This window comes from Mesorhizobium sp. M4B.F.Ca.ET.058.02.1.1 (genome assembly GCF_003952505.1).
Classification (GTDB): domain Bacteria; phylum Pseudomonadota; class Alphaproteobacteria; order Rhizobiales; family Rhizobiaceae; genus Mesorhizobium.
Genome location: NZ_CP034450.1, coordinates 2,115,244 through 2,139,798, shown reverse-complemented (window position 1 = coordinate 2,139,798; position 24,555 = coordinate 2,115,244). Strand labels below are relative to the sequence as shown.

General features: G+C 62.3%; 20 protein-coding genes, 1 tRNA gene and 1 pseudogene. 8 read left to right on the top strand and 14 right to left on the bottom strand.

What is annotated here, in order from left to right; all coding sequences use genetic code 11:
• Positions 1 to 3: 3 nt before the first annotated feature.
• The 4 genes from EJ073_RS10970 to EJ073_RS10955 all read right to left on the bottom strand — a co-directional run bounded on the left by EJ073_RS10970 (position 4) and on the right by EJ073_RS10955 (position 4,667).
• Positions 4 to 1,980, bottom strand: a complete 1,977-nt coding sequence (locus EJ073_RS10970) for an acetyl/propionyl/methylcrotonyl-CoA carboxylase subunit alpha (protein WP_126055741.1) — start codon at positions 1,978 to 1,980, stop codon at positions 4 to 6.
• Between the two features lie 49 nt (positions 1,981 to 2,029).
• On the bottom strand, positions 2,030 to 2,407 hold the full coding sequence (locus EJ073_RS10965; protein ID WP_126059168.1) for a hypothetical protein: 378 nt from the start codon (positions 2,405 to 2,407) through the stop codon (positions 2,030 to 2,032).
• Between the two features lie 111 nt (positions 2,408 to 2,518).
• A complete protein-coding gene (locus EJ073_RS10960; RefSeq protein ID WP_126055740.1) occupies positions 2,519 to 3,058 on the bottom strand; it encodes an O-acetyl-ADP-ribose deacetylase in 540 nt (179 codons plus the stop codon).
• 1 nt (position 3,059) lies between these two features.
• Positions 3,060 to 4,667 (bottom strand): carboxyl transferase domain-containing protein, encoded by a 1,608-nt coding sequence (locus EJ073_RS10955; protein WP_126055739.1) that lies wholly within the window; start codon positions 4,665 to 4,667, stop codon positions 3,060 to 3,062.
• A 247-nt stretch (positions 4,668 to 4,914) separates the two neighbouring features.
• On the opposite strand from EJ073_RS10955, the gene EJ073_RS10950 reads away from it, so the two are divergent.
• The gene (locus EJ073_RS10950) at positions 4,915 to 5,307 is read left to right on the top strand and encodes a hypothetical protein (protein ID WP_126055738.1); all 393 of its coding nucleotides are present in this window, start codon (positions 4,915 to 4,917) and stop codon (positions 5,305 to 5,307) included.
• A 17-nt stretch (positions 5,308 to 5,324) separates the two neighbouring features.
• On the opposite strand, the gene EJ073_RS10945 is transcribed toward EJ073_RS10950, so the two are convergent.
• The 6 genes from EJ073_RS10945 to EJ073_RS10920 form a co-directional block, all read right to left on the bottom strand.
• A complete protein-coding gene (locus EJ073_RS10945) occupies positions 5,325 to 6,488 on the bottom strand; it encodes an isovaleryl-CoA dehydrogenase (protein WP_126055737.1) in 1,164 nt (387 codons plus the stop codon).
• A gap of 52 nt (positions 6,489 to 6,540) precedes the next feature.
• A complete protein-coding gene (locus EJ073_RS10940; RefSeq protein ID WP_126055736.1) occupies positions 6,541 to 7,170 on the bottom strand; it encodes a TetR/AcrR family transcriptional regulator in 630 nt (209 codons plus the stop codon).
• A gap of 53 nt (positions 7,171 to 7,223) precedes the next feature.
• Positions 7,224 to 7,508 carry an acylphosphatase gene (locus EJ073_RS10935; protein WP_126055735.1) on the bottom strand — a complete coding sequence of 95 codons (285 nt, stop codon included), beginning with the start codon at positions 7,506 to 7,508 and terminating at the stop codon, positions 7,224 to 7,226.
• Positions 7,509 to 7,627: 119 nt separating this feature from the next.
• A complete protein-coding gene (locus EJ073_RS10930; protein ID WP_126055734.1) occupies positions 7,628 to 8,740 on the bottom strand; it encodes a pyridoxal phosphate-dependent aminotransferase in 1,113 nt (370 codons plus the stop codon).
• A gap of 95 nt (positions 8,741 to 8,835) precedes the next feature.
• Positions 8,836 to 9,108: a hypothetical protein gene (locus tag EJ073_RS10925; RefSeq protein ID WP_245455710.1), complete on the bottom strand. Its 273-nt coding sequence runs from the start codon at positions 9,106 to 9,108 to the stop codon at positions 8,836 to 8,838.
• A 309-nt stretch (positions 9,109 to 9,417) separates the two neighbouring features.
• Complete coding sequence (locus EJ073_RS10920) at positions 9,418 to 10,308, bottom strand: helix-turn-helix domain-containing protein (RefSeq protein ID WP_126055732.1); 891 nt, start codon at positions 10,306 to 10,308, stop codon at positions 9,418 to 9,420.
• Between the two features lie 431 nt (positions 10,309 to 10,739).
• On the opposite strand from EJ073_RS10920, the gene EJ073_RS10915 reads away from it, so the two are divergent.
• Both EJ073_RS10915 and EJ073_RS10910 read left to right on the top strand, forming a co-directional pair.
• Complete coding sequence (locus EJ073_RS10915) at positions 10,740 to 12,239, top strand: arylsulfatase (RefSeq protein ID WP_126055731.1); 1,500 nt, start codon at positions 10,740 to 10,742, stop codon at positions 12,237 to 12,239.
• Between the two features lie 39 nt (positions 12,240 to 12,278).
• Positions 12,279 to 13,232: a formylglycine-generating enzyme family protein gene (locus tag EJ073_RS10910; protein WP_245455536.1), complete on the top strand. Its 954-nt coding sequence runs from the start codon at positions 12,279 to 12,281 to the stop codon at positions 13,230 to 13,232.
• Positions 13,233 to 13,438: 206 nt separating this feature from the next.
• Here EJ073_RS10910 and EJ073_RS10905 read toward each other — a convergent pair whose 3' ends face one another.
• Entirely contained in the window at positions 13,439 to 14,236 is a 798-nt protein-coding gene (locus tag EJ073_RS10905; protein WP_126055730.1) for a hypothetical protein, read from the bottom strand.
• Positions 14,237 to 14,640: 404 nt separating this feature from the next.
• Here EJ073_RS10905 and EJ073_RS10900 point away from each other — a divergent pair, with 404 nt between their 5' ends.
• Together EJ073_RS10900 and EJ073_RS31530 are read left to right on the top strand one after the other, a co-directional pair.
• Positions 14,641 to 16,320: a sulfotransferase gene (locus EJ073_RS10900; protein ID WP_126055729.1), complete on the top strand. Its 1,680-nt coding sequence runs from the start codon at positions 14,641 to 14,643 to the stop codon at positions 16,318 to 16,320.
• Between the two features lie 38 nt (positions 16,321 to 16,358).
• A pseudogene (locus EJ073_RS31530) lies at positions 16,359 to 16,619 on the top strand (GIY-YIG nuclease family protein); the annotation flags it as partial.
• 211 nt (positions 16,620 to 16,830) lie between these two features.
• On the opposite strand, the gene EJ073_RS10890 reads toward EJ073_RS31530, so the two are convergent.
• Positions 16,831 to 18,009 (bottom strand): porin, encoded by a 1,179-nt coding sequence (locus EJ073_RS10890; protein WP_126055728.1) that lies wholly within the window; start codon positions 18,007 to 18,009, stop codon positions 16,831 to 16,833.
• 472 nt (positions 18,010 to 18,481) lie between these two features.
• Here EJ073_RS10890 and EJ073_RS10885 point away from each other — a divergent pair.
• The 3 genes from EJ073_RS10885 (at position 18,482) to EJ073_RS10875 (ending at position 21,304) form a co-directional block, all read left to right on the top strand.
• Positions 18,482 to 18,572 (top strand) — tRNA-Ser (locus tag EJ073_RS10885).
• Positions 18,573 to 18,817: 245 nt separating this feature from the next.
• Positions 18,818 to 19,987 carry a porin gene (locus EJ073_RS10880; protein WP_126055727.1) on the top strand — a complete coding sequence of 390 codons (1,170 nt, stop codon included), beginning with the start codon at positions 18,818 to 18,820 and terminating at the stop codon, positions 19,985 to 19,987.
• 243 nt (positions 19,988 to 20,230) lie between these two features.
• Positions 20,231 to 21,304 carry a site-specific integrase gene (locus tag EJ073_RS10875; RefSeq protein ID WP_126055726.1) on the top strand — a complete coding sequence of 358 codons (1,074 nt, stop codon included), beginning with the start codon at positions 20,231 to 20,233 and terminating at the stop codon, positions 21,302 to 21,304.
• Between the two features lie 155 nt (positions 21,305 to 21,459).
• Here the strand turns inward: EJ073_RS10875 and EJ073_RS10870 are convergent, their stop codons facing one another.
• Both EJ073_RS10870 and EJ073_RS10865 read right to left on the bottom strand, forming a co-directional pair.
• Entirely contained in the window at positions 21,460 to 22,350 is an 891-nt protein-coding gene (locus tag EJ073_RS10870; RefSeq protein WP_126055725.1) for an alpha/beta hydrolase, read from the bottom strand.
• Between the two features lie 115 nt (positions 22,351 to 22,465).
• Positions 22,466 to 24,508, bottom strand: a complete 2,043-nt coding sequence (locus tag EJ073_RS10865; RefSeq protein WP_126059166.1) for a lytic transglycosylase domain-containing protein — start codon at positions 24,506 to 24,508, stop codon at positions 22,466 to 22,468.
• Positions 24,509 to 24,555: the final 47 nt, after the last annotated feature.

Sequence of the window (24,555 nt, the reverse complement as noted above, 5' to 3'; positions counted from 1 at the left end):
TTTTCATTTGGAGTGGCTACCTTGCGCCTCATCTACGAAGCGCACCAGCACTGTGCCGTCGCTCACCTGCGCGCCCTCGGCCGCAACCTCGGCGATCACCCCGTCATGCGGGGCTGCGATTGTGTGCTCCATCTTCATCGCCTCCAGGATCAAGAGCGGCTGGCCCTTGATCACGGCATCGCCCACCCCGGCGCGCACCAGCTTGACCAGCCCGGGCATCGGCGCGCGCAGGCTGCCGGATGCCGCGGCCGCATCATCGGCCTTGGCCAGCGGATCAGGCACCGCGAAGGAATAGCCGACCGCGCCTTCGAACACGGTGACGTGTCCCGGCCATCGGGCGGTGCGCGGAATGGCCCGCAGATCATGCGAATTGATCGCGTCATGCGGCGCTTCCAGCGCCACCTGGAAGCGGCCGTCCGGCCGTGCCGAGACCCGCGCCAGGATATCTTCCTCGCCGTGACGAAGCCTGATACGTCGCGCTACCGTGTGGAAGTGTGCATAGCCGGCAAGCGACGCCCACGGGTCGCCGCCGGTGGCGGGGGCGCCTGCGCCGGTCGCCGCGAGCGCGGCGGCGGCGATGGTCTCGTCGCTTGGCGGGGGCAGGGCGACCAGCTCATCCTGGTGCCGGCCGATCAGCCCGGTGTCGACGTCGCCGGCCGCGAAATCGGCATCAGCCGCGAGCGCGGCGAGAAAGGCGGTGTTGACCGTCGAGCCGGCCACTTCGGTCTCAGCCAGCGCCTTGCGCAGCGCCGCAAGCGCTGCGGCCCGGTCCTTGCCGTGCACCACCAGCTTGGCGATCATCGGATCGTAGAAGGGCGAGATCTGATCACCCGCGCGCACGCCGGTCTCGATCCGCATGGCGGCATGCTCTGGCGCGGTTTGCGGGAATTTCAGGTGGTGCAGCGTGCCCGTCGCCGGCAGGAATCCTCTGGTGGCGTCCTCGGCATAGATGCGCGCCTCGAAGGCATGGCCAGCGAGCTGGAGTTCGCCTTGCGTCTTCGGCAGTTTCTCGCCGGCCGCGACCCGCAGCTGCCATTCGACCAGATCGATGCCGGTCACCATTTCGGTAACCGGATGTTCGACCTGCAGGCGCGTGTTCATCTCCATGAACCAGAAGCGGTCGGCCTTCAGCCCCTGCGAGGCGTCGACGATGAATTCGATCGTGCCGGCGCCTGAATAGCTGATCGCCTTGGCGGCCTTCACCGCGGCCTCGGTCATCGCCTTGCGCAGCACCGGCGTCATGCCTGGGGCAGGCGCTTCCTCGATCACTTTCTGGTGGCGGCGCTGCGCCGAGCAGTCACGCTCGAAGAGATGCACGGCATTGCCGAAATTGTCGCCGAACACCTGCACTTCGATGTGGCGCGGCTTGTCGACGTATTTTTCCACCAGCACGCGGTCGTCACCGAACGCCGCCTTTGCCTCACGCCGCGCACCGGACAGCGCCTCGGAGAAATCGTCCGGGTGGTCGACGCGGCGCATGCCCTTGCCGCCGCCGCCGGCGCGCGCCTTGATCAGCACGGGATAGCCGATCTCGCGCGCTTTGGAGGCCAGGAGCACGATCTCCTGCGCTTCGCCGTGATAGCCAGGCACAACCGGCACGCCGGCCTTCTCCATCAGGCGCTTGGCCGCGTCCTTCAGCCCCATGGCGCGGATCGAAGCCGCCGACGGGCCGATGAAGACGAGCCCCGCCGCCGTCACCTGATCGACGAACTCGGGATTCTCCGAGAGAAAGCCGTAGCCGGGATGGATGGCCTCGGCACCGGTGGCGAGTGCTGCCGCGACGATCCTGTCGCCGCGCAGATAGCTTTCGCCGACCGGCGAGGGTCCGATATGGACCGCCTCGTCGGCCATCCCGACATGCAGGGCCTTCGCATCCGCATCCGAATAGACGGCGACGGTGCGCAGGCCCAACCTTCGTGCCGTGCGGATGACGCGACAGGCGATCTCGCCGCGATTGGCGATCAGGATCTTGCCGAACATGGAGCTCCCCGGTTTTGCCTCGGTCGGCGCCAGTCGGGCGAGCGTCGGCCTACTTCGAAGCTGCGATTTCGCAGCCCCCGCTCGCGGTCTTGACCCTCCACCTCTTCAAGCCCGCCTGGCAGGATCGTAGCGCCCGCTCTTCCGCGGCCTTTTGCGACGGAGCGTTCAGTCCCGAGCCGCAGATGATGTAGAGGTCGACGACGCGCGAATAGAAGGTCGTTGCATAGGCCGAATGGCCACTTGCAGCCACATAGTCCTTGTAGGCCCTGGTGCATTCGTCCTTCGCGCTGCCCGGCAAATACGGAGTGAATCGTTTGTCGCCGACCTTCCCGGCCAGCGATTGCGCCGCGCCGGCTCCGGCCGCAGCGCATATAAGCAATCCCGCAAGTATCGAAACAGTCGTCCGTCGAAGATAATTCGGCTTCATTTTCACCCCATGCCCATAGCAAAATGCAGGGTGAGCAGTAGCGTCTATTTTTCGGTGCGGCTAGTCCGAAATCGAAAAGTCCTATTTGAAACTGTAAATCGTCCCTGCCGCTCATAAAGTTCTGTCTCCGCCAAGAGCAGCAACGGTCTCTCGGTATAGTTCCGCCATTTGCTCATCAAAGCAGCAAAAAGTGACGGTTTCCGGTACCGCGGTCTGGCTCAGGAAGGCATCTACGGTGCCGACAGCAATCTCGGTCGCTTCATCCTTCGGGTAGCCATAGATGCCAGTCGAGATCGCCGGAAACGCAATCGTGCGGCATTGCCTCCCGGCGGCAATTTCGAGCGAACGCCGGTAGCAGGAGGCGAGCAGGTCGGCCTCGCCCTTGCCGCCGCCCTGCCAGACCGGCCCGACCGTGTGGATGACGTAGCGCGTCGGCAGCCGGTAGCCCTTGGTCAGCTTGGCATCGCCGGTCTTGCAGCCGTTGAGGGTCCGGCATTCCGCCAGGAGTTCGGGCCCGGCCGCGCGATGGATGGCGCCGTCGACGCCGCCGCCGCCGAGCAACGACGAGTTGGCGGCGTTGACGATGGCATCAACCGCCAGCTTCGTGATGTCGCCGGTATGAATGCGGATCCTTTGTCCGGTTTCGTTCATCTCACATCCTGAACACGCCGAAGCGCGTCTCCTCGATCCCGGCATTGAGCGCGGCGGAAAGGCTGAGCGCCAGCACCTCGCGCGCCTTCGCCGGATCGATGATGCCGTCGTCCCACAGCCTCGCCGAGGAATAGAGCGGGTGGCCCTCATGCTCGTATTTCATCAGGATCGGCTTCCTGAATTTGGCTTCCTCCTCGGCGCTCCATTCACCGCCCTTGCGTTCGATACCCTCACGCTTGACCATCGCCAGCACCGTTGCCGCCTGCTCGCCGCCCATCACCGAAATGCGCGCATTCGGCCACATCCACAGGAAGCGGGGCGAATAGGCCCGCCCGCACATGCCGTAATTGCCGGCGCCGAACGAACCGCCGATGATCATCGTCACCTTCGGCACCTTGGCGGTGGCGACCGCCATCACCAGCTTGGCGCCATCCTTGGCGATGCCGCCGGCTTCGTACTTCTTGCCCACCATGAAGCCGGTGATGTTCTGCAGGAAGACCAGCGGAATGCCGCGCTGGCAGCAGAGCTCGATGAAATGCGCGCCCTTCAGCGCGCTTTCCGAGAACAGCACGCCGTTGTTGCCGAGGATGCCGACCGGCATGCCGTGCAGATGGGCAAAGCCGGTCACCAAGGTGGTGCCGTAATTCTGCTTGAACTCGTCGAACTCCGAGCCGTCGACGATGCGCGCGATCACCTCGCGCACGTCATAGGGCTGGCGCAGGTCCGTCGGCACGATGCCGTAGAGTTCATGCGGGTCATGAAGCGGCGGATTCGGTTTCTGTAAGTTCAGACTTACCGCCTTGTTCCGATTGAGATTCCTGATGATGCGCCGGCATATGGCCAGCGCATGTTCGTCATCCATCGCATAGTGGTCGGCGACACCCGAAAGCCTGGTGTGCACGTCGGCGCCGCCGAGTTCCTCGGCGCTGACATCCTCGCCGGTCGCGGCTTTCACCAGCGGCGGGCCGCCGAGGAAGATGGTCGCCTGGTTGCGGACCATGATGGTTTCGTCCGACATTGCCGGCACATAGGCGCCGCCAGCCGTGCAGGAACCCATGACGCAGGCGATCTGCGGGATGCCGGCCGCTGACATGTTGGCCTGGTTGTAGAAGATGCGGCCAAAATGCTCGCGGTCGGGAAACACCTCGTCCTGGTTGGGCAGATTGGCGCCGCCGCTATCGACCAGATAAACGCAAGGCAGGTTGTTCTGCAGCGCGATCTCCTGCGCGCGCAGGTGCTTCTTCACCGTCAGCGGATAGTAGGTGCCGCCCTTCACAGTGGCGTCGTTGACGACGACCATCACCTCCGTGCCCTCGACGCGGCCGATGCCGATGATGATGCCAGCGGCGGGAATGTCCTCGCCATACATCGACCATGCCGCGAACTGGCCGATCTCGAGGAAGGGCGAGCCGATGTCTAGCAACTGCGCAAGGCGCTCGCGAGGCAGGAGCTTGCCGCGCCCGACATGGCGCTCGCGCGCTTCGTCAGAGCCGCCGCGTTCGATGCTTGCAGCCTTCTCGGAAATGTCGGCGACGAGGGCGCGCATGCGCTCGGCGTTGGCGCGGAACGTGTCGGAGGCTGGGGAGATTTGGGATTGCAATGTGGCCACGTTGTTCCTCTCACCCCTCTTGATGCCGCGACGGAACCAGTGTAACAGCCCGCGCCCGGATGCCGCGCGCCAGGCATGGCATCCTTTTTACTAGTGACACCCTCAGGAGGCGACGATGAAAGGCATCGATATGCGTTTCACCAGATGTCTCCCTTCGGCCATGGCCTGACGCCGCCGAAGGGCGGCTTTCCACGTCCCGATTTTGAGCAAGAGGAACACGGCGCCTGCAAGCGCTGTGGGTGTCACAATGTATTTGCGGTTTGTAACGCCGCTGATCCATCCGAAGAGCCGGGTGGAGACCGGCTTTTTCCATGCGTCCTGGTATCTGTACCGGAACGGCTGCCCGGACTGGATCCATGACGAACTGGAGGATCAGTTCGACTGGTTCAATCGGCATCTGCCCATTCCTGGCCGGGTTGGCCGGCATTTCAAGCGCCGGAACTCGATCTGGGGCGTCTGCTGGTTTCACCCGGATGCCAGGGAGGCGATCAACCGCGCGCGCTATTGTGCCTGGCTGATCGAGGAGGGCGGCTTGCCGGTGCGGTCGATAACGTCGGCGCGCCAGTGCGAGGTTCTGTGGCGCGACGCGCACCAGATCGTCGCCAAGCCAACCGACGACCTGCCCAAGGCGTTCGGCTGAGTTGGCGGAGGGGGACATCAAACTCCCTCCGCCATGATCTCGCGCCCGATCAGCCAGCGGCGGATCTCGCTGGTGCCAGCGCCGATCTCGTAGAGCTTGGCGTCTCGTAGAAGCCGGCCGGTCGGATAGTCGTTGATGTAGCCATTGCCGCCGAGCAGCTGGATAGCGTCGAGCGCCATCTGCGTTGCCTTCTCGGCCGCGAACAGCACGCAGCCGGCGGCGTCCTTGCGCGTGGTCTCGCCACGATCGCAGGCGGCGGCGACCGCGTAGACATAGGCGCGCGCGGCATTCATCGTCGCGTACATGTCGGCGAGCTTGCCCTGCACCAGCTGGAACGTGCCGATCGGCTGGCCGAACTGCTTGCGCTCATGCACATAGGGGATCGCCACGTCGAGGCACGCCGCCATCAGCCCGATCGGACCGCCGGCCAGCACCGCGCGCTCATAGTCGAGACCCGACATCAAGACCTCGACACCACGCCCTTCCTCGTGCAGCACGTTCTCGAACGGCACCTCGACATTCTCGAACACCAGTTCCCCGGTGTTGGAGCCGCGCATGCCGAGCTTGTCTAGCTTCTGCGCCACCGAGAAGCCGGCGAAATCCTTCTCGATGATGAAGGCGGTGATGCCGCGCGAATGGCGATCCGGGTCGGTCTTGGCATAGACCACCAGCGTCCCGGCGTCGGGACCGTTGGTGATCCACATCTTGGAACCGTTGAGCACATAGCGGTCGTTGCGTTTCTCGGCGCGCAGTCGCAGCGACACCACATCGGAGCCGGCGCCCGATTCCGACATCGCCAGCGCGCCGACCTTCTCGCCAGAGCAGAGGGCAGGGAGGTATTTCTCCTTCTGCGACGACGTTGCCCAGCGGTTGATCTGGTTGACGCAGAGATTGGAGTGCGCCCCGTAGGACAAGCCGACCGAGGCCGAGGCGCGCGAGATCTCCTCTACCGCCACGACATGGGCGAGATAGCCCATACCGCTGCCCCCGAATTCCGGATCAGCGGTGATGCCAAGCAGGCCGAGCGCGCCGAGCTCCGCCCACAGATGCGCCGGGAATTCGTTGGCGCGGTCGATCTCGGCCGCGATCGGCGCGATCTTCTCCTGCGCGAAACGCCGCACAAGGTCGCGCAGCGCCTCGATGTCCGGATCGAGCCCGAAGCTCAGCGTGTTCGTGTACATGCCGTTCCTCCCTGCGTATGCCCCGATCTTCGCGGGGGATCATGCGCGAAACTCAGAGCGCCACGACGTCCCTGGCGCGCCCTTGGCGGATTGTCGCGCCGACCAGGCGCATTGTCATCGAAAGATATGACGTGGTGACTTCGCCGATCGACAGCCGCTCGCCCGGCCGGAACCAGACGATGACGCCGGTCATCATCTGGATCAGCGCCATGGCGGTGAGCCCGATGTCGTCGATCGCAAAGACGCCGTCCTCCGCGCCGTCGCGCAGGATGGCGCGAAGTTCCTTCTCATAGGCCGAGCGCTGCTTGAGGATCAGCGTCAGCCGGTCGTGCGAAAGGCTGCGCAGCTCCATGTTCGAGACATGCGTGGCGTGGCGGCGCTCGATATGAAAGGCGATATGGTTTTCGACATAGGCGGCGAGCCGCGCCACCGGATCGGCGCCGGCCGGACGCGCCGCTTCCCAGGCCTGCAGCAGCCCTTCCATATGCTCGCGCATCAGCGTGAACAGCAGGTCTTCCTTGGTTGGGAAATAGCGATAGAGCGCGGCGGCCTGCACGCCGACTTCCGCCGCCAGCAGACGCATCGACATCGCCTCGTAGCCGAGGCGCGCGATTAGGCTCGCCGCCGCCTCGCGGACGGCCGCTTCGGTCTTTTCCCCGTCGGAACCCGTCGTCCGCGCCATGGTCGCTCCTTACTCTATTAATAAAACAAACGTTCAATTAATTCAAGGGGCGACTAGGCGATTATCCGGAAGTCAACGGGTGGGCTGTGCGGTTCCATTTGCTCGATCTCGACCGTCAAGACCACGGCACCCCTTGGCCCTTGCCACAAACGGTCGATCATTGTCGAAACGGCAGCGTCGGTTCCCGCGAGCATGGCCGTCACCGTGCCGTCGCTCTCGTTGCGCACCCAGCCGGTGAGCCCGAGCCGCACGGCTTCGCTCCGCGTCCAGACCCTGTAGCTGACGCCTTGCACCCTGCCATGAACGCTGGCCCGCACTGCCCTTTGCTGGTTGGCCATGACTTCGCTCCCTGCACAGAGTCTGGCGCGGAATCGAGCGAAAGCAACCGGCTTGAGGGGGTATTGCTATCGATGTTGGAGCTCGGCTCGGTGCCTGGACCAGCGGCGCCGCGCCGCTGTCAGTTCCCCCGCGCCGCGGCCAGCGCGCCGGGCAGTTCTTCGGCGAAGATGTCGAGCTCGTGATCAAGTCCGACGCTGACCCTTATGCAGCGGTCGAGCTTCGGCGCCATCGGTTTGCGGATGAACACGTCGCGCGACAAAAGTCCTTGCAGCACCTTCATCGCGAAGGCGCCGTCACTGCCACAGTCTATGGTGACGAAGTTGGTCGCCGAGGGCAGGGGCCTCAGCCCGTTGGTCTCGGCAATTGCGGCAATGCGCCGCCGGCCGGCGGCGACGCGCGCCACCACGCTTTCCAGGAAGGCCTGGTCGGCCAGCGCTTCGACACCGGCGATCTGCGCCATGCGGCTGACGCCGTAATGATTGCGGATCTTCTCGAAATCGCGGATCACCTGCGGCTCGGCCACCGCGTAGCCGCAACGTATGCCGGCCAGCCCATAGGCCTTTGAGAAGGTGCGCATGCGGATGACGTTCGGGCGGGACACGTCGATCGGCGGCAGCGCCGAGGCTGGCCCAAGCTCGCCATAGGCCTCGTCGAGCACAAGCATGGTGGTCTCGGGCAGCGCCTCGATGAAGCGAATGATCTCTGCAGCCTCCCACCAACTGCCCATCGGATTGTCGGGGTTGGAAAGGTAGACCAGCGGCGCCTTTTCCCTGACCACCGCCGCGAGCAGGGCGTCCAGGCTTTCCCGGTCATTCTCGTAAGGCACCGCGACCAGCCTTCCGCCGACGCCGGCCACATGGAAGTTGAAGGTCGGGTAGGCGCCGAGCGAGGTCACCACCGCGTCGCCCGGCGCCACAAACATACGCGCCACCAGGCTGAGCAGCCCGTCTATGCCTTCGCCGACCACCACATTGTCGGCGCCGACGCCGAGATGCGCGGCCGCGGCCTGCTTGAGGTCAAAATTGTCGGGGTCGCAATACATCCACATGTCGCCGGCGATGGCAGTCATGCGGGCAATGACACGCGGCGAGGGCCCGAAGCTGCTCTCGTTGGCGCCGATGCGCGCGCGGAAGGCGTGCCCGCGGTCGCGCTCCTGCGCCTCCGGACCGACAAACGGCACCGTCGAGGGAAGCGCGGCGATGATCGGCGTAAGGGGAGGGCGCAGGCGCATGGCAAGAGGCTCGTTGAGAAAGGGACCTCTTGCTAGCGTGAGCGAGTGGCAGGTGCAAGTTCCACCGCCTCTTCAGGACCTGACGTCACTTCCGCTCAATTTATGTGGACGACGACGTAGCGTCCGCCGTAGGGCTGATAGTACCTGCTGCCACAGTGCCACAGCACTGTGCCGTCGATCGTGGTCTTCACGCACGCTGCGGGGAGCCTGGTCACGTAGATGGTCGTACGGCGGATTGTTCTGCGTGTGGTACGCCTTGCGACCCCTGCGACGCTGCCAGGCGTGAGCGGACGGCCAACTTTCGCCTGTGCGTCGCCCACGAAGGAGGAGAACGGGGCAACCGCGTCGACCATATCGGCAAACATCATGACGACGGCGATCCCGGCAGCGCCGGTCAATCTCAAGCTAGGTCTTGCCATTTTTGCATCCTCCCAGAAGCTCATCACTCCGTGCACTTAGATTCGCGGCCGATATAACCACCCGCCCGACGCAAGCCTGCGCCAAACCCAAATCAGGCTGTGCCCGCTCGCAGACCCTGCGTATCAGAGGCAGCTTATTGTTAGCATTTTAGAATATACTAATTCACGAGTGCGACTTCTATCCGGATTGCGCAATTCCATCGAACTCGTTGCAATGACAACGCGGCGCAATTTTCTCGGCGCACGTTACGCCCTGGGTCACGATCTCCCGGCACGCTGAAGTGTTTCCTTCGGAGACTCGCCGAAGAAGAGGCGGTAGTTCGCGGCGAAGCGGCCCAGATGGGTGACCCCCAAATCCATAGCAATCGTTGTAACGCTCAAGCCGTTTGCACGCGCCGTGGTAAGGAGCCGTCTGGCTTCGTTGAGGCGGAGCGCTCTGATGAATTCGAGCGGGGTCACTGCAAATGTGGTGCGGAAGGCGTACTCGAGCTGTCGACGGCTGACACCGATTTCCTTGCACAGTCGAACAATGGGAATGTCTTCCCGGATATGAGTGCGAATGAAATCCTCGGCCGCCGACGCTTGTGTGAAATGACGACTCGCGGAACTGGCTGTCCCGGTCTCACGACTGTCTCCCTCCGCGAAGGCGTCAGCCACCAGCCCCAGATATTCCACGACTGCACCTGGAGGCTGCTCAAGCAGAATTGGATCGCTTGCAATTGTCCCGAGGTGGTCTGCTATCGACTTCATCTGGCTTCTGAGTCTTTGCGCTTCGTCGGTGGCGAGCCGAACTGCCGCGGGGCGATCGTTAATCCGTTCGAGAACCATCCCCGCCGCAATCGACTGGATTTCCATCCAGGTCGCGGTCGGAACAATGGCGACAGCATAAGTGAGACCGGGCCGGACCGTCGCCGTCACGCTCGTGCCGGCAGGGATTGCCAGGATCAAGTCATCTTCGAGCGCAATGCCGCATATCGTCGACCCACAGGCCCGCTCGATAGCCACCAACGCCACGGAGCCTGGATCGAAACCACCCCTGGCGCGGAAGGCGCAATTGAATTCTGGCAGGTCGAGCGCCCACTTGCCGGGGGACTGGATTTGCCGGATGCGCGAGGGAAGCCGGCCTGCCGAAAGCCTGTCGACTTCCACGGGCAGGCCAGAGGCGGCGCTGGTTAGGTCGTCAGGGCCAAGCAGCACATCCCTGTACGAAGGCGATGAAGGCCAAGCAGTCAAAAAAACGTCCTTTGCGCAAAGTGGATAGCAGGACGGTTGTATTAGGTATATCTTATAAGCAAATTGCGCGAAATCAAATTGGCGCGGGAATATCGCCTACAAAAGGCGGGCGGGGACTATGAGCAGAAAAGACCAGTTTCAGTGGGCTGCGCCGAGAACATCGGGTGCGCCCGCCCGAGCAATCATGCGTTGTGGAGCTGCCGGCTTCCTGGGCGTGGCCGTGACGGCCAGTTCGGCGATGGTGTCAAGCGTCCTAGCCGCGGAAGGCGGCGCAAGATCCTGTCTGCTCGGTTCGCGCGGGCCAGGGTTCGAATGCATGAATCAGTTTAGCAGAGCAGGGGCACAACATGAGCAACGATCGTGACTTCCCGGCTGAAGCCGGCAACAAAATCACGCGGCGCGACGCATTGATGGCCGGCACGGCGGCTGCCGTTTCGCGATTTGCCGCACCCGTCGGCCTTTCGGGGGTATTTGCCGGACTTGCGGGCGTTCAGTCGGCGGCGGCCGAGCCAGCGCAGCCCAACATCGTCTACATCGTTTCGGACGATCAGGGCTGGCTGGACGTCGGCTACCATGGCTCAGACATCAAGACGCCCAACATCGACAAGCTTGCCGCGGAGGGGGCGAAGCTCGAGGAATATTACGTGCAGCCGATGTGCACGCCAACGCGTTGCGCCCTCATGACCGGCCGCTATCCGCTACGCTATGGCATGCAGGTTGGCGTTGTCCCCGCTGCGGGAACCTATGGTCTTCCGCTGGACGAAACCCTTCTTCCGCAGGTCCTCAAAGGCGCCGGTTATCAAACGGCGATGAGCGGCAAATGGCACCTTGGCCATGCCAAGACGGATTACTGGCCGAAACAACGTGGATTCGATTCATTCTACGGGGCAACCGTCGGCGAGATCGACCATTTCAAACATGCTTCGCACGGTATCCCCGACTGGTACCGAAACAACAAGCCGATCAAGGAGAAGGGCTTCGACAACATCCTGTTCGGTCGGGAGGCTGTCCGGGTCATCAACGCCCACGACCCGAAAAAGCCCCTCTTTCTCTACCTCGCCTTCACCGCGCCTCACACGCCCTTCCAGGCCCCGAAGGAATATCTCGACCGGTTTAGCAACATCACCGACGAGAACCGTAGAGCCTATGCCGCCATGATCACGGTGATCGATGACGAGGTGGGAAATGTCGTGGCCGCCCTTGAGAAGAAGGGGATTCGCGACAACACCCTTATCGTTTTCATGAGCGACAATGGCGGCGTCATCAACTCGATGTTTACGGGTGACTCGAAGGTGGAGGGCAAACTTCCCGCCAATAATGGGCCATATCGCGAAGGCAAGGGCACCCTCTATGAGGGGGGCACTCGCTCGGTTGCCTTCATGAACTGGCCCGGCAAGATCAAGCCTGGTGTCTTCAATGGCCTGATGCACGTCGTCGACATGTTGCCAACCCTGGCCGGGTTGGCTGGTGCCAAGCTCGACAAGAACAAGCCGCTGGACGGCATGGATATGTGGCCGGCCATCAGCGATGGGAAACCTGCGCCGCGCACCGAGATTGTCTACAACGTTGATCCGATGTCCGGCGCCGTGCGCGAGGGCGATTGGAAACTGGTATGGTCAGCTACGTTACCGCAGAAGGTCGAGCTTTTTAATTTGGCCCAGGACAAATCAGAAGCCACCAATCTGGCTGACAAGAACCCTGATAAGGTCAAGGAGCTGCAGGCAAGAATTACCGAGCTTGCGAGCCAGATGAAGCCTCCACTGTTGCTTATGGAAGCTCTGCGGTTGACGTACTTCACACCGCTGGTGACACCAAGCCCGCAAGAAATGTTCGCTGCGGGGGATTGAAAGGCGGATGAGTTACCGCCGTCCAGACGAGGCCGCCCGATGACTGAGGCACGGCTTGCCACAGAGCCAGCGGCCTCGTCGCACGGCGCTATGGTCTGGATCCCTGGCGGCGAGTTCCTGATGGGGTCCGACCATCACTATCCCGAAGAGGCGCCGGCGCATCGCGTTGTCGTCGGTGGCTTCTGGATGGATCGCACGACTGTCACGAATGGTGAGTTCAAGCGCTTTGTCGAGGCCAGCGGCTACGTCACGGTGGCCGAGCGTCCGGCAAATGCGGCGGACTATCCCGGGGCCAGCGCTGAATCGTTGATACCGGCTTCGGCCTTGTTCGTGAGGCCTTCACGCAGCATTGATCGCGGCAATCACTACAACTGGTGGGCCTATGTGCGCGGTGCGAACTGGCGGCATCCTCGCGGGCCTGCCAGCGGACTCAGGGGCCTCGAAAATCATCCTGTTGTGCACATCGCGTACCAGGACGCGGAAGCGTATGCGAACTGGGCGGGTAAGGCGCTTCCGACAGAGGCCGAATGGGAGTTCGCCGCCAGGGGCGGGCTGGATGGCGCTGAGTTCACATGGGGCGACGAGCTAACCCCGGGCGGGCAGCACATGGCCAACACGTACCAGGGCGAGTTCCCATTCCGCAACGATTGCGAGGACGGCTACGAATGGACAGCGCCGGTCGGCTCTTTTCCGGCAAACGGCTACGGGCTCTCCGACATGGCTGGCAATGTCTGGCAGTGGACGACTGACTGGTACCAGGAGCACCGCCGGATCGAGAGCCCTTGTTGCACGATTGCCAACCCGCGCGGCGGCGAACGCGAGGCGAGCTACGATCCGCTGACGCCCGACATCAGGATTCCACGCAGGGTAACCAAGGGCGGATCCTTCCTGTGCGCTCCCAGCTACTGCCGCCGTTACCGCCCGGCCGCGCGCATGGCGCAGCCTGTAGACACATCCACATGCCACCTCGGCTTCCGTTGCATCACGCGTTGAATGCGAAGACATTTTGCTCGGACTCGGCCGGCGTAAAGCAGGGGGATTCGGTTCAAGTAAAGTAGTGGTTCAAAGCGTAAGCGGTTACGGCAAGTATATATCCGTCCCTGACGGCATGCGCAGGCGGGATGTGACAATGTTGATGGCGAGCAGCCGCAAGCCTTCATAGGCGAGCGCATCAGTAGTCTCTGCCGGGTGCCGCCGGATCAGAAGCGGTAGATCGCCCCGATTACCGGTCCCTGCTGGACGACGTCGAAGACGAAGCCGTCGCCGTTGTCGTAATTGACCCCGGAGGCACGATAGCCGATCAGGGCGGAGAACTTGTCGTTGACCTGATAACCGACGCCGCCCCACAGATCCCACATGTAGTCCGACGAGCCGCCGCCGGCCATGGCCCAGCCGCTCAGATACCACTCGGAATTGATGTTATAGCGCCCTTTGAATCCAGCCAGCGCGTCAACCCAGGTATCGCCTTCGCTGAAGGTCAGCCCGTCGAAGGCTCCGCCGCTGAAGGATATGTCGGTATCGACCGACCAGATCCGGGCACCCGCCAGGAGATCGAGGCTGCCCGAGGCGTCGTCGATCAGGCGATATTCGCCAGCCGCGGTGTAGGTCACGCTCTCGGAGTCGACGCTGACGCTGTCGGCGACGATGCCGTTGGGCGTGGCGTTTTCGCCCGAAAGCTTGATGTACATGAAGTCGTTGAACAGACCGAAGTCGCCGTAGCGGAGTTCGGCGACGAGCATCGCGCCGAAGTCCAGATGCTTCAGGATGTCGGAGAACGAGTTTTCCACCGAAACCGGAGGCAGCCCGAACTGTCCGACGTCGCCACTCATGCCGGCCGCCCACAGATATGTGCCCGCGGTGAAGGACCAGTATGGCTGGCCCGCCGGCGCGGCTTCCTCAACCGTCTGAGCGTTCGGGCTCGGCAGGTCAGCAGCGAAGGCACGTGCAGAGCCAAGCAGGACCAGCCCTACAAGCAGCAGATTCCGGTCAAAACGCATTGTCATTCCCCTCTTATCAAATTTCGTAGCAATAATAGCAGGATTATTAGCAGGATTCGCCCTGCAGTGAATCGGTCAAGATCGCGTCCGTCGCATGGTATTGTGTATTAGTATCATCTAAAATTATGCGGTCGCGGCCGACGGGTCAACCGGCCCGCCCGTTCAGTCGATCGGCCAGCCTGCTGGCGGGAAGGCGCAAGCGCGGCGGGTGTTCGCTCAGGGTCTTCCTTCAGAGTTCCCTGTTCGCTCTGTCATTCAGGCCCGGCAACAAACTTTGCGTTTCTGTCGGGCGACATGGCCTGGCGGCTGGGCGGGCGCCTTCACGGCAGGTTTGTGGACTCTTCCCTGGCGGCTTGATTCGTCAAAGGCTGGATTCTCCCTGCTCGTTTTGCTAGCGAGACAAGATGAGCAACCGATTGCCGCCCGCGTGGTCCAAGCATCTCAAGAGCCGATCCGCGTCGCCAGCCAAACAGCCGCAAGCAAAGCCGCTGCAGCCGAGGCCGCCGCAGGTAGTGCCGACGCGCGCCCAGGCCGACGACATGCTGCTGCGGCAGGCGCTCGAACTGCAGAAGGCCGAGCGGCTGCCGGAGGCGGAGGAACTGTGTCACCGCGTCCTGGCAAGAACGCCCAACCATGCCCTCGCACTGTACATACTGGGCACGCTGGGGCTTAACGTCGACAACGAGTTGGCCATCAAATTTTTCGCTAGGGCTGCCGCCCAGGAGCCCAGCAACCCATACTATCAGCTCAGTCTGGGCGAGGCTTGCTTGAAAGTTGGAGACCACCCGGCGGCGATCAGGCATTTGCAGCGCGCCTGCGAACTGAAGCCCGATCTGGTCGAGGCATTGTGCGGGCTGGGGCGGGCTTATGCCGGGTTTGACAAGGCCGAAATGGCCCTGCCGATCTACCAGAGGGCACTAGAGACCAATCGTGATCATCTGCAAGCCCGGTTGGGCTTGGCGGATACACTCATCAACCTCGGACAGATGGACGAGGCAGCAACGTGTCTGAAAGAAACCATCGCCCGGCGTCTGGACGTACCTGGAGCCTACCGCGCTCTTGTTAACACTCGAAAATTTTCCACCGAACCGCCCGAACTCAAGTCCATCTTGGACGAACTTGGCAAACCTGCAATTTCCGCCGGCGAGCAGTATGGGCTTCATCTGGCGGCAGGCAAGGTTCTGAACGACCTTGGCCGCTATGACGAGGCGATGGACCATTTTCTAAAGGCCAAGACATTTAAGACCCGAGATTTTGATGTTCATTCCTATCGTAGGCGGATCGATTCCCTGATCGGGTTATTCGATGCAGGCCTGGTAGCATCCAAAGCGGGGTATGGTAACCCATCCGAAATGCCCGTGTTTGTCCTCGGGATGCCACGCTCGGGTACAACCCTGACCGAGCAAATCTGCTCGAGTCATCCGGAAGTTCACGGGGCCGGAGAGCTTACGAAACTGGGGCGAATGGCGGCGTCAATCGGTTTAAAGCTGGAGCCGGGACGATCTTTTGGAGAGGCGGTAAGGTCGATGACGATCCAGCAATGGCATGCGCTGGCTGAGGAATATCTGTCGTACTTGCGTCTTTATTCGCCTACCGCGCCACGCATTATCGACAAAATACCTCATAATTTCGAGCTTGTTGGCCTTATTGGAATTCTTTTCCCAAACGCTCGGATTATTCACTGCGGGCGTGATGCTATTGACAATTGTCTTTCTTGTTTCTTTTCAAATCTTCAAGAAGGCCATAAGTACAGTTACGATCTTGAGACTCTTGGGCTGGTCTATCGTGAGTATGATCGGCTTATGCGGCATTGGCACACGATATTCCCAGGGCGAATTTTTGAGAATCGCTACGAAGACATGATCTTTGATCAAGAAGGGCAATCGCGTCGTCTTATAGATCACCTTGGCTTGACCTGGGATGATGCCTGTCTTCGCTTTTTCGACAAGGTTGGGTCGGTCAGAACAATCAGTCGCTGGCAAGTTCGCCAACCGATCTACACGTCGTCGGTCAAGCGCTGGAAAAACTATCAGGGCAGAATCCAGCCATTGATTGATGCCTTGGGCGATCTGGCGGAACTTTAAGAATCATTTGCCGACCGATTGCTGGATAGCCGTTGCTCATGACCGGCTACGTCCACATGACCGCAATCCGGAAGTGGGGCGCGATCTACATCGGCGCCACAAACGACCTCGGTCGCCGCATACCGCAGCACAAGTCCGGTCAGGGTCCGTGCTTCACCAGCCGCTGCGGTGGCTGGTACGAGGCGTATTTCGACGTCCGTGACGCCGTTCAGCGCGAGAGTCGCTAAACGCTGGCCGCTGGTGGAAGGTCGAGCTGATCGAGAAAACCAACCCAGTTCGACCTCTTTCGCGGAACCGGGCAGTACCGTTCGGTTCTGAGACGTCGGAGCGCTGCCGCGAGGTTACGGCATGGATACTCAGGTCTGCGCGGTCGCTTCGCTCCCGCCCCGCCCGAGGGTGACGAAGCCGGGGACTTTCCGGCGCATCGCGCGACTTTGATAATCGCGTCGCCGTTGTACGAAAAAACCCGGCGGTTGCCCGCCGGGTTCGATTTCGGTCAGCCAGGGCCTGTTAGAACGAGCGCTGGAAGCGGAGGAGACCGCCAACGCTGTTCTTGCTGTCGGCGTTGGTCCAGTTGGAGAAGCCGGCGTCATCGAACTGACCTGCGTGCAGGTAGTCGACTTCGGCCGTGACGGTGAAGCCGGGCACGATGTCGTAGGCGATGTTCGCTGCGATGCCGAGGTTCTCCCAATCGTCATACGAGATCTGGGTGTTGAACGAGGTCTTCTCGTTGAACTTGTAGGTGCCGCCACCCCAGACCGCCCAGTTGCCGCCCCACTGCTTGAAGAAGCCGCGACCGCCAGCCGGGATTGCCCAGGTGCCGTCCGTGAGGTTGTCGTCGGTGCCGTAGCCCGCCATGATGAACAGCGAGATCGCGTCGGTGGCGTTGACGTCCAGGCGAACCTTGCCGGCGACTTCCTCGTAGTTGGCGTCATAGGCGACGACGCCAGTGATGGCGCCCCAGCCCTGCGTGTACTTCAAGCCGCCGACGACATGCGGAACGTAGCTGTCGATCGTGCCGACGACGCCCGAGCCTTCTTCGAGCGAAAGGACGGCGGAGAAACCGTTGCCGGCGTCGAAGTAGTACTGGATGACGTTGGTATCGAAGTCACCGTACGGAACCAGCGTATCCTGGATGACGTTGCCGGCGTAGCCGATGAACGTATTGAAGGCCGATTCGTCCTTACCGACGCGGAGGCCACCGAGCTGGATCCAGGCGAAGTTCAGCGAAACGCCCTTGTTGCCGGCCGGGTTGGAGAAGGTCTCATCCGTCGCCGTCGTCGCCGGATCGTCCGGGATGCCGTAGGTGTTGCGGTTGCCGAAGTTGAAGCGGGTCTCGGTATAGGTCTTCAAGGTGCCGAGCTCGGTTTCCTGGCCGGTCCAGGTCTTCAGCGTGAAGCGGGCGTTCTTGTACCAGGTGTCCTGCTCGTCGCCGTCCTCGTGGTCGACTGACGACGCACCGTCGAACGAGCCGACGTCGCCGAGGCCGATGTCGTAACGGACATAGCCGCCGATGCGCAGGCAGGTTTCGGTGCCGGGGATGTAGAAGTAGCCCGAGCCGTACACGTCGCAGATCTTGACGTATTCAGCCGGTTCCGGCTCGGCGACGACAACGGCGTCGGCGGCGCGCGCACCGGAAACTGCGATCAGGGCCGCAGCTGAGCCGAGAAGAAGGCTCTTGATGTTCATTTTCTGACCTCCAGTCAAAAGTTAAAAAACGGGTCTGGGTATTCTTTGCTGAAGGACAGCGTTCCCTGCCCCATCCCCACTACCGAAAAAGATGCGCACCGCGCCGCTCCTTCAAACCCGACATTACCCATGAGGCGGCGGCGTTCAACCACGATCGTACCGGCGGACGGGCTGTCCGGGCGCTATCCCCGAGCGTTGTTGCACAAATGACACGATTTGGCCTCACTCAGAAAGCTCTCGTTAACTATCGAGGCGCTCGCACCCGTTGCAATCGGCGCGAATCCTTTGCCGGACGGCCCGAATCCGGCGCTGGACCGTCAGAATTGCGGCGCGCGGGCCGAGTCGGCGGCCAGGGAATTGCCCCAGAATCGCCGCATGGCGAAGCGGCACTGCGGCGAAGCGCCGATTTTTCCGCGATAATGACGCCGGCTTGTTGATTGTGCCGACGCTTTTCTTTATCCAGCGGCGCAACGGAGAGGTGGCCGAGTGGTCGAAGGCGCTCCCCTGCTAAGGGAGTAGAGGTCAAAAGCTTCTCGTGGGTTCGAATCCCATCCTCTCCGCCACCCTGCTCGCGCCGCGCAGCTGCAGCAGAACGAATCCCGCGAATCCCTTGCAAAAGCAGAATCGGCGGCGCGCGTCGCGACGCACTTTCGCCTGCCAATGTCCACGAAACAGGTGGAGTCGATCCCCTGATGGTCGACGCGGAATCCCTAGTTTTCCGAAAAAAATTAGAAATATCAATTTGTTACTGTCGGAACACCAACCTTCGGCTCCGACATTTCGTTCGATTCTGACTGGAGGTCAGAAAATGAACATCAAGAGCCTTCTTCTCGGCTCAGCTGCGGCCCTGATCGCAGTTTCCGGTGCGCGCGCCGCCGACGCCGTTGTCGTCGCCGAGCCGGAACCGGCTGAATACGTCAAGATCTGCGACGTGTACGGCTCGGGCTACTTCTACATCCCCGGCACCGAAACCTGCCTGCGCATCGGCGGCTATGTCCGTTACGACATCGGCTTTGGCGACGTCGGCTCGTTCGACGGTGCGTCGTCAGTCGACCACCAGGATGGCGACGAGCAGGACACCTGGTACAAGCAGGCCCGCTTCACGCTGAAGACCTGGACCGGCCAGGAGACCGAGCTCGGCACCTTGAAGACCTTCACCGAGACCCGCTTCAACTTCGGCAACCGCAACACCTACGGCATCGAGGACAATCCGGCGACGCTGGCGGATGAGACCTTCTCCAACCCGGCCGGCAACAAGGGCGTTTCGCTGAACTTCGCCTGGATCCAGCTCGGTGGCCTCCGCGTCGGTAAGGACGAATCGGCCTTCAATACGTTCATCGGCTACGCCGGCAACGTCATCCAGGATACGCTGGTTCCGTACGGTGACTTCGACACCAACGTCATCCAGTACTACTTCGACGCCGGCAACGGTTTCTCCGCCGTCCTCTCGCTCGAAGAAGGCTCGGGCGTCGTCGGCACGATCGACAGCTACGTTCCGCATGTCGTCGGCGGCTTGAAGTACACGCAGGGCTGGGGCGCCATCACCGGCGTCGTCGCCTATGACGCCAACTACGAGGAAGTCGCCGGCAAGGTTCGCCTGGACGTCAACGCCACCGACGCGATCTCGCTGTTCGTCATGGCCGGCTACGGCACCGACGACAATCTGTTGGATGACGCTGGCAATGCGATCGACGCTGGCGGTCGCGGCTTCTACAAGCAGTGGAGCGGCAACTGGGCAATCTGGGGCGGCGCCACCTACAAGTTCAACGAGAAGACCTCGTTCAACACCCAGCTGTCTTATGACGAAGGCAAGAACTTCGGCGCTGCCGCAAACATTGCCTACGACATCGTCCCCGGCCTGACGATCACGGCCGAAGTCGACTACATCAACGTCGGCGAAGATACCGTCTCCGATTGGACCAACGCTCAGGACGACGACGCCATCGGCGGCATGGTCCGCTTCCAGCGCTCGTTCTAAGGACTGGTTGTCCACAGGTGAAATCCAGCCCGGGCGCTCCAAACGCCCGGGCTGTTTTGTTTTCGTGACTGGGCTGGGCAACAGAAGGAAAAGGGGGTTCGGTAGCTGAATTGAAGTCTGCTCAAGCGATTTCGTGGGATCCGCCCTCCTGGCGGATGAGATCGTTTTGTCTGACTTAAACTCTTGAAAGGACGCTTCCGAGCGGATAGGTGTCGCCTATCCACGTGGGGGTGTGGCCAAAAAATGACGAACGAAGCGATTCAAGAGGGGGTGCCCTCTGACCATTTCGCGATCTTTTCTTCTCAGACTGCAAAAATAAAATACAGCTACAACAAGATAAGAGAAGTAAAGTCGTATCGGGTCGGAGAGCTGTTTTCAGCATATCGGGATATACTCTGGGATGATGGGCGACATAAATACAATGTCAGCTCTTTCATCGGCGAAATCGATGAGATCCTCCTCGGGGAGCGTTTCAGCGCCTTTGACCAGAGCACCCTGGACAACCTTATCGGAACCCTGCGCCAGCGCGGCAACAGCAACGCGACCATCAATCGTAAGATGGCCGCTCTCAGCAAACTGCTGCGCAAGGCTCACAAGATGGGGGATATCCACAGCCTGCCCGAGTTCCGCCGCCAGAAGGAGCGGGCGGGACGGATTCGTTTCTTGGAAAAGGACGAAGAGGCGAGGCTGTTTGCGGCGATCAGGAGCCGCAGCGAGGACGCTTACCGGCTCGCCGTCTTCCTTGTCGACACCGGCTGCCGCCTCGGCGAGGCGCTCGGCCTGATCTGGAACGACATCCAGGAGCACCGCGTCTCCTTCTGGATCACCAAGTCCGGTCGCAGCCGGACCATTCCGATGACCGCTCGCGTCAAGGAAGTCATCAAGCTGCCAGTCACCGAGGGACGCCGTCCCAAGGGCCCCTTCACCACGTTCAGCCAGGCGCAATTCCGCGCCATCTGGAATGAGGCGAAGGGCGAGGTTGGCCTTGCCGCCGACGAACAGGTGGTGCCGCACATACTGCGCCACACCTGCGCCTCGCGACTCGTCCAGGGCGGCATCGACATCAGGCGCGTGCAGATGTGGCTCGGCCACCAGACGCTGTCGATGACCATGCGCTACGCGCATCTCGCCACCAACGACCTTGACGGCTGCGTCTTCGTGCTGGAAACGCCGCGCAACGACGGGGCGGCGAAGGGCGCGGAAAATTCCATGTTTTCCTCGCCCTTGACCACGCCCACATCCTCAAAGCCGGCGCGTAAGCCGAAGCGCGAAGCGGCTGCGGTGAAAGCAGCCGGGAAAAGTTCCAGGGCCAACTAGCTCGTTTCCTTCTCCCCGTTCACTGGGAGAAGGTGCCGAAGGGGATGAGGGCGGCGCCGACGTTCAGAACCGGTTGCCGTAATTCCGGAAGCGATTGCCTTTCTAAGTGTTTCTATACTGTTGCAATAGCTCATCGGCCGATTTTGAACTTTGGATTACTTCTTTTGGATTTTCCGCTCCGCCCGATCCAGGACCGCGGCGATGGCGACAGGCAAGGTGCCCGTTTCGAGGAACGGCGCATGACCCTGGCCCTCGACCGTGATTGCTTCCATGCCGGGATGGCGCTTTTGCATCTCCGCAAGCGTTGCTGCTGACAGCAGCTTGGAGTTTGCGCCACGTATGGCAAGCAGCGGCAACGCCGTGAGCGCCTCGAATTGCGGCCACAGATCGGGCAGCGGCTTGCTGAAGTCGAGACCGGCCAGCGTATCGACCAGCCTTGGGTCGAAATCCGACATCAGCCCGGCGTCGGTCTCGCGATAGAGCGCCGACACCATTCGCTCCCAATCCGCTTCGGTCAGTGCCGGAAAGTCTGCGCCATGCACGCCGCGCTGGGCACTGAGTGCCTCGGTAAACGTCCTCGGCTTCGGTGCGCCGTCGAGATAGGAGCGTATATGGGCGAGGCCGGGCGCCTCGATCACCGGGCCGATGTCATTCAGAACGACGGCCTTCAGCACCGCCGGCGCGATCGCGCCGAGGACATGGATGATCAGCCCGCCGCGCGAGGTGCCGATGAAACCGGCGTCCTCGATGTCCAGTGCCGCCAGCCCGGCCAGGACATCGCCGGCCTCGACGCCGACAGTGTAATGGCTGATATCAGGGTCATAGGCCGATTGCCCGCGCCCGCGATAGTCGAAGGCGACAACCCTGCGCTCGGTTTGGCTCGACAGGCGCAGTGCCAATTCGTGGAAGTCGCGCGCGTTGCGGGTGAGGCCGGGCAGGCAGACGACAGGCCAATGTGGGGAATCGGTCCCGCCATAGAGTCGCGCGTGAAGCCTGAGCCCATCCGGCGCATCATAGAAGAAGTCGGAGAAACCTTCGTTTGGCATGCGGACGCGATTCCTCGCCATTGTCGGATCGTCCGCGAGTGCTACAGGCGGGGGCGGGGGGCGGTCAAATCCAGCGAGGCTGTTCCCCTCTTCTCTTGTGGGAGAAGGGAGCGACTCAACTCCGCCCATTCACCAGATCTCCGACGATGTCGTACTTCCCGGAAATACGCATCTTGTAGACCTCGTAATTCTCCATCACGCGCTGCACGTAGCTTCTTGTTTCCGTGTAGGGAATCCGCTCAATCCAGTCGACGACGGCATCCGTGTCCTTGCCGCGCGGGTCGCCGTATTTGGCCACCCATTGGGCGGCGCGGTTGGGACCCGCATTGTAGCCGGCAAAAGTCAGCACGTAGGAGCCGCTGAAGCGGTCGAGTTGCTCGCCGAGGAAAGCGGCGCCCAGCGTCGCATTATAGCCGGCGTCGCTGGTCAGCCGCGTCTGCGAGAACGTCAGCCCGGCCTTCTTCGCCAATTGCCTGGCCGTGCCCGGCATCAATTGCAGCAGCCCGCGCGCGCCGGCGCTGGAGATCGCGCCGACATTGAACTCGCTTTCCTGGCGCGCGATCGCATAGGCCAGCGCCTTGCCGGACCCGGAAATGTCGGCGGTGTCGGGGATGACGCCAAGCGGGTGCGACAGCGCGCCGACATCGATGCCGCGCGCGGCGGCGATCTTGCCGACCTTCAGCGCCATGAAATGGTTGCCCTGCTTTTCGGCGAGCACGGCAAGCAGCGCCAGCTCGCCGGGGCTGGTCAACTGCCCGGCAAGGTCGCGATAGAGCGTCTCGGCATAGCGGTCATAGCCCGCCTCCTGCAGCCGCTTGATGGCGCTGACCGCCTCGCGGCCGGCAAAATTCTGCCGGTCGGCGGCACTTGGCTGCGGATAGGCGATGTTGAGAGTCCGCAAGCCCACGCGCTCGCCGGCGAGCTGGCCGTAGAAAGTGGTGCCATAGGCAGCCGCGCGGGTGAAATACGCCTTCGCGTCGCCGGGCCCGCCCACTTCGGCCGCGCGGCCGAGCCAGTAATAGGCGCGCGACAGCGACACCGGCCCCTGCGCGAGGTCGGCGATGCGTGCGAAGTGGGTAGCCGCGGTAGCCGGGTCGTTGAGGCCGCGCAGCGCATACCAACCGGCGTGGAACTCGGCCTCTGCGGCGCTGGCTGGGCTTTCGGCCGCGTGCATGGAGACGATTTTGTAGGCCGTCTTCATGTCGCCCTGGTCGACCAGCTCGCGCGACAGCACCCGGCGTTCCACCCACCAGGCGTCGGGATCGACCAGTGCCTCGCGATCGGTCGGCGCTTTCATCACGACTGTGGCGGCGTCGGCGAATTTCTGCTGCTTGCGCAGATATTCGGCCTCGGCAAAGAAATAGCCGGCCTGACGCTGCGCCGCGGGCACGGACTTGAGCAGCTTGGCCGCGTTCTTGTCGCCACGGCTGGCCGCCGTCCAGGCATCGGCCAGCGGCTGGGCGCCTGCGAGCGCTGCCACGCGCAGCGCCGAGGAAGGCCGATCGGCATAGAACATGCGTTCCATGCGGAAGCGGTGGTCGGCGGCGGGAATGAGCGTGCCGAACTCCTTGATGATGGTCGCCTCGTCCTTGGCTTCCAGTCTTTCCGTTCGCCAGAACGGCGACAGCACTGAGCGCGCCGCCTTGGCGTTGCCAATGGCGACATAGGAGCGGGCAAGGATGATCACCCCTTCCGGGGTCAGCGGCTGGCTGCCCTTGAACGCCTGCACCACGACCTGCGGCGAGGGGTTCTCGCGATAGAGCGCGCGCTCGCTGTTCTTGCGCAGCGCGATCGTGCCCGGCCAGTTCGGCAGCATCTGTGCGGCATCGGCGATATCGCCGCTCGGCACCTGGTCGCCACCATAGAGCGCGATCGCCCAGGCCAATATATGGCGGTCGAGCGAATTGGCGGGCAGCACCTCGCGCACCTGGCGCGCGCCGGCAATGTCGTTGGCTGCCAGCTTGTCGAGGCCGCCCTTCAAAAGCGCGACATCTGTCGAAAGAGAGGCGGGGGCATCCGGCCGGCCCTGATAGGCCAGAGGCGGTATCGGGACAGCCGACGTCGTCTGCACGTCGACGCCCCCGCCGATCGCCGCGACCGGCATCAGCGCAAGCGTCGCGCCCAGAAGCGCGAAAAGACGGGGCCGCCGGCCTGACATGTGGTTCGTCATTTCCTGTTCGAGCACATTACCAGCAGCCCAAGACG

Bases quoted from the DNA above. Each gene is read 5' to 3' on its own strand.
- EJ073_RS10970 (WP_126055741.1), bottom strand. From the start codon at position 1,980: ATGTTCGGCAAGATCCTGATCGCCAATCGCGGCGAGATCGCCTGTCGC.
- EJ073_RS10965 (WP_126059168.1), bottom strand. From the start codon at position 2,407: ATGAAGCCGAATTATCTTCGACGGACGACTGTTTCGATACTTGCGGGA.
- EJ073_RS10960 (WP_126055740.1), bottom strand. From the start codon at position 3,058: ATGAACGAAACCGGACAAAGGATCCGCATTCATACCGGCGACATCACG.
- EJ073_RS10950 (WP_126055738.1), top strand. From the start codon at position 4,915: ATGTATTTGCGGTTTGTAACGCCGCTGATCCATCCGAAGAGCCGGGTG.
- EJ073_RS10945 (WP_126055737.1), bottom strand. From the start codon at position 6,488: ATGTACACGAACACGCTGAGCTTCGGGCTCGATCCGGACATCGAGGCG.
- EJ073_RS10940 (WP_126055736.1), bottom strand. From the start codon at position 7,170: ATGGCGCGGACGACGGGTTCCGACGGGGAAAAGACCGAAGCGGCCGTC.
- EJ073_RS10935 (WP_126055735.1), bottom strand. From the start codon at position 7,508: ATGGCCAACCAGCAAAGGGCAGTGCGGGCCAGCGTTCATGGCAGGGTG.
- EJ073_RS10930 (WP_126055734.1), bottom strand. From the start codon at position 8,740: ATGCGCCTGCGCCCTCCCCTTACGCCGATCATCGCCGCGCTTCCCTCG.
- EJ073_RS10925 (WP_245455710.1), bottom strand. From the start codon at position 9,108: ATGATGTTTGCCGATATGGTCGACGCGGTTGCCCCGTTCTCCTCCTTC.
- EJ073_RS10915 (WP_126055731.1), top strand. From the start codon at position 10,740: ATGAGCAACGATCGTGACTTCCCGGCTGAAGCCGGCAACAAAATCACG.
- EJ073_RS10910 (WP_245455536.1), top strand. From the start codon at position 12,279: ATGACTGAGGCACGGCTTGCCACAGAGCCAGCGGCCTCGTCGCACGGC.
- EJ073_RS10905 (WP_126055730.1), bottom strand. From the start codon at position 14,236: ATGCGTTTTGACCGGAATCTGCTGCTTGTAGGGCTGGTCCTGCTTGGC.
- EJ073_RS10900 (WP_126055729.1), top strand. From the start codon at position 14,641: ATGAGCAACCGATTGCCGCCCGCGTGGTCCAAGCATCTCAAGAGCCGA.
- EJ073_RS10890 (WP_126055728.1), bottom strand. From the start codon at position 18,009: ATGAACATCAAGAGCCTTCTTCTCGGCTCAGCTGCGGCCCTGATCGCA.
- EJ073_RS10880 (WP_126055727.1), top strand. From the start codon at position 18,818: ATGAACATCAAGAGCCTTCTTCTCGGCTCAGCTGCGGCCCTGATCGCA.
- EJ073_RS10875 (WP_126055726.1), top strand. From the start codon at position 20,231: ATGACGAACGAAGCGATTCAAGAGGGGGTGCCCTCTGACCATTTCGCG.
- EJ073_RS10870 (WP_126055725.1), bottom strand. From the start codon at position 22,350: ATGCCAAACGAAGGTTTCTCCGACTTCTTCTATGATGCGCCGGATGGG.
- EJ073_RS10865 (WP_126059166.1), bottom strand. From the start codon at position 24,508: ATGTCAGGCCGGCGGCCCCGTCTTTTCGCGCTTCTGGGCGCGACGCTT.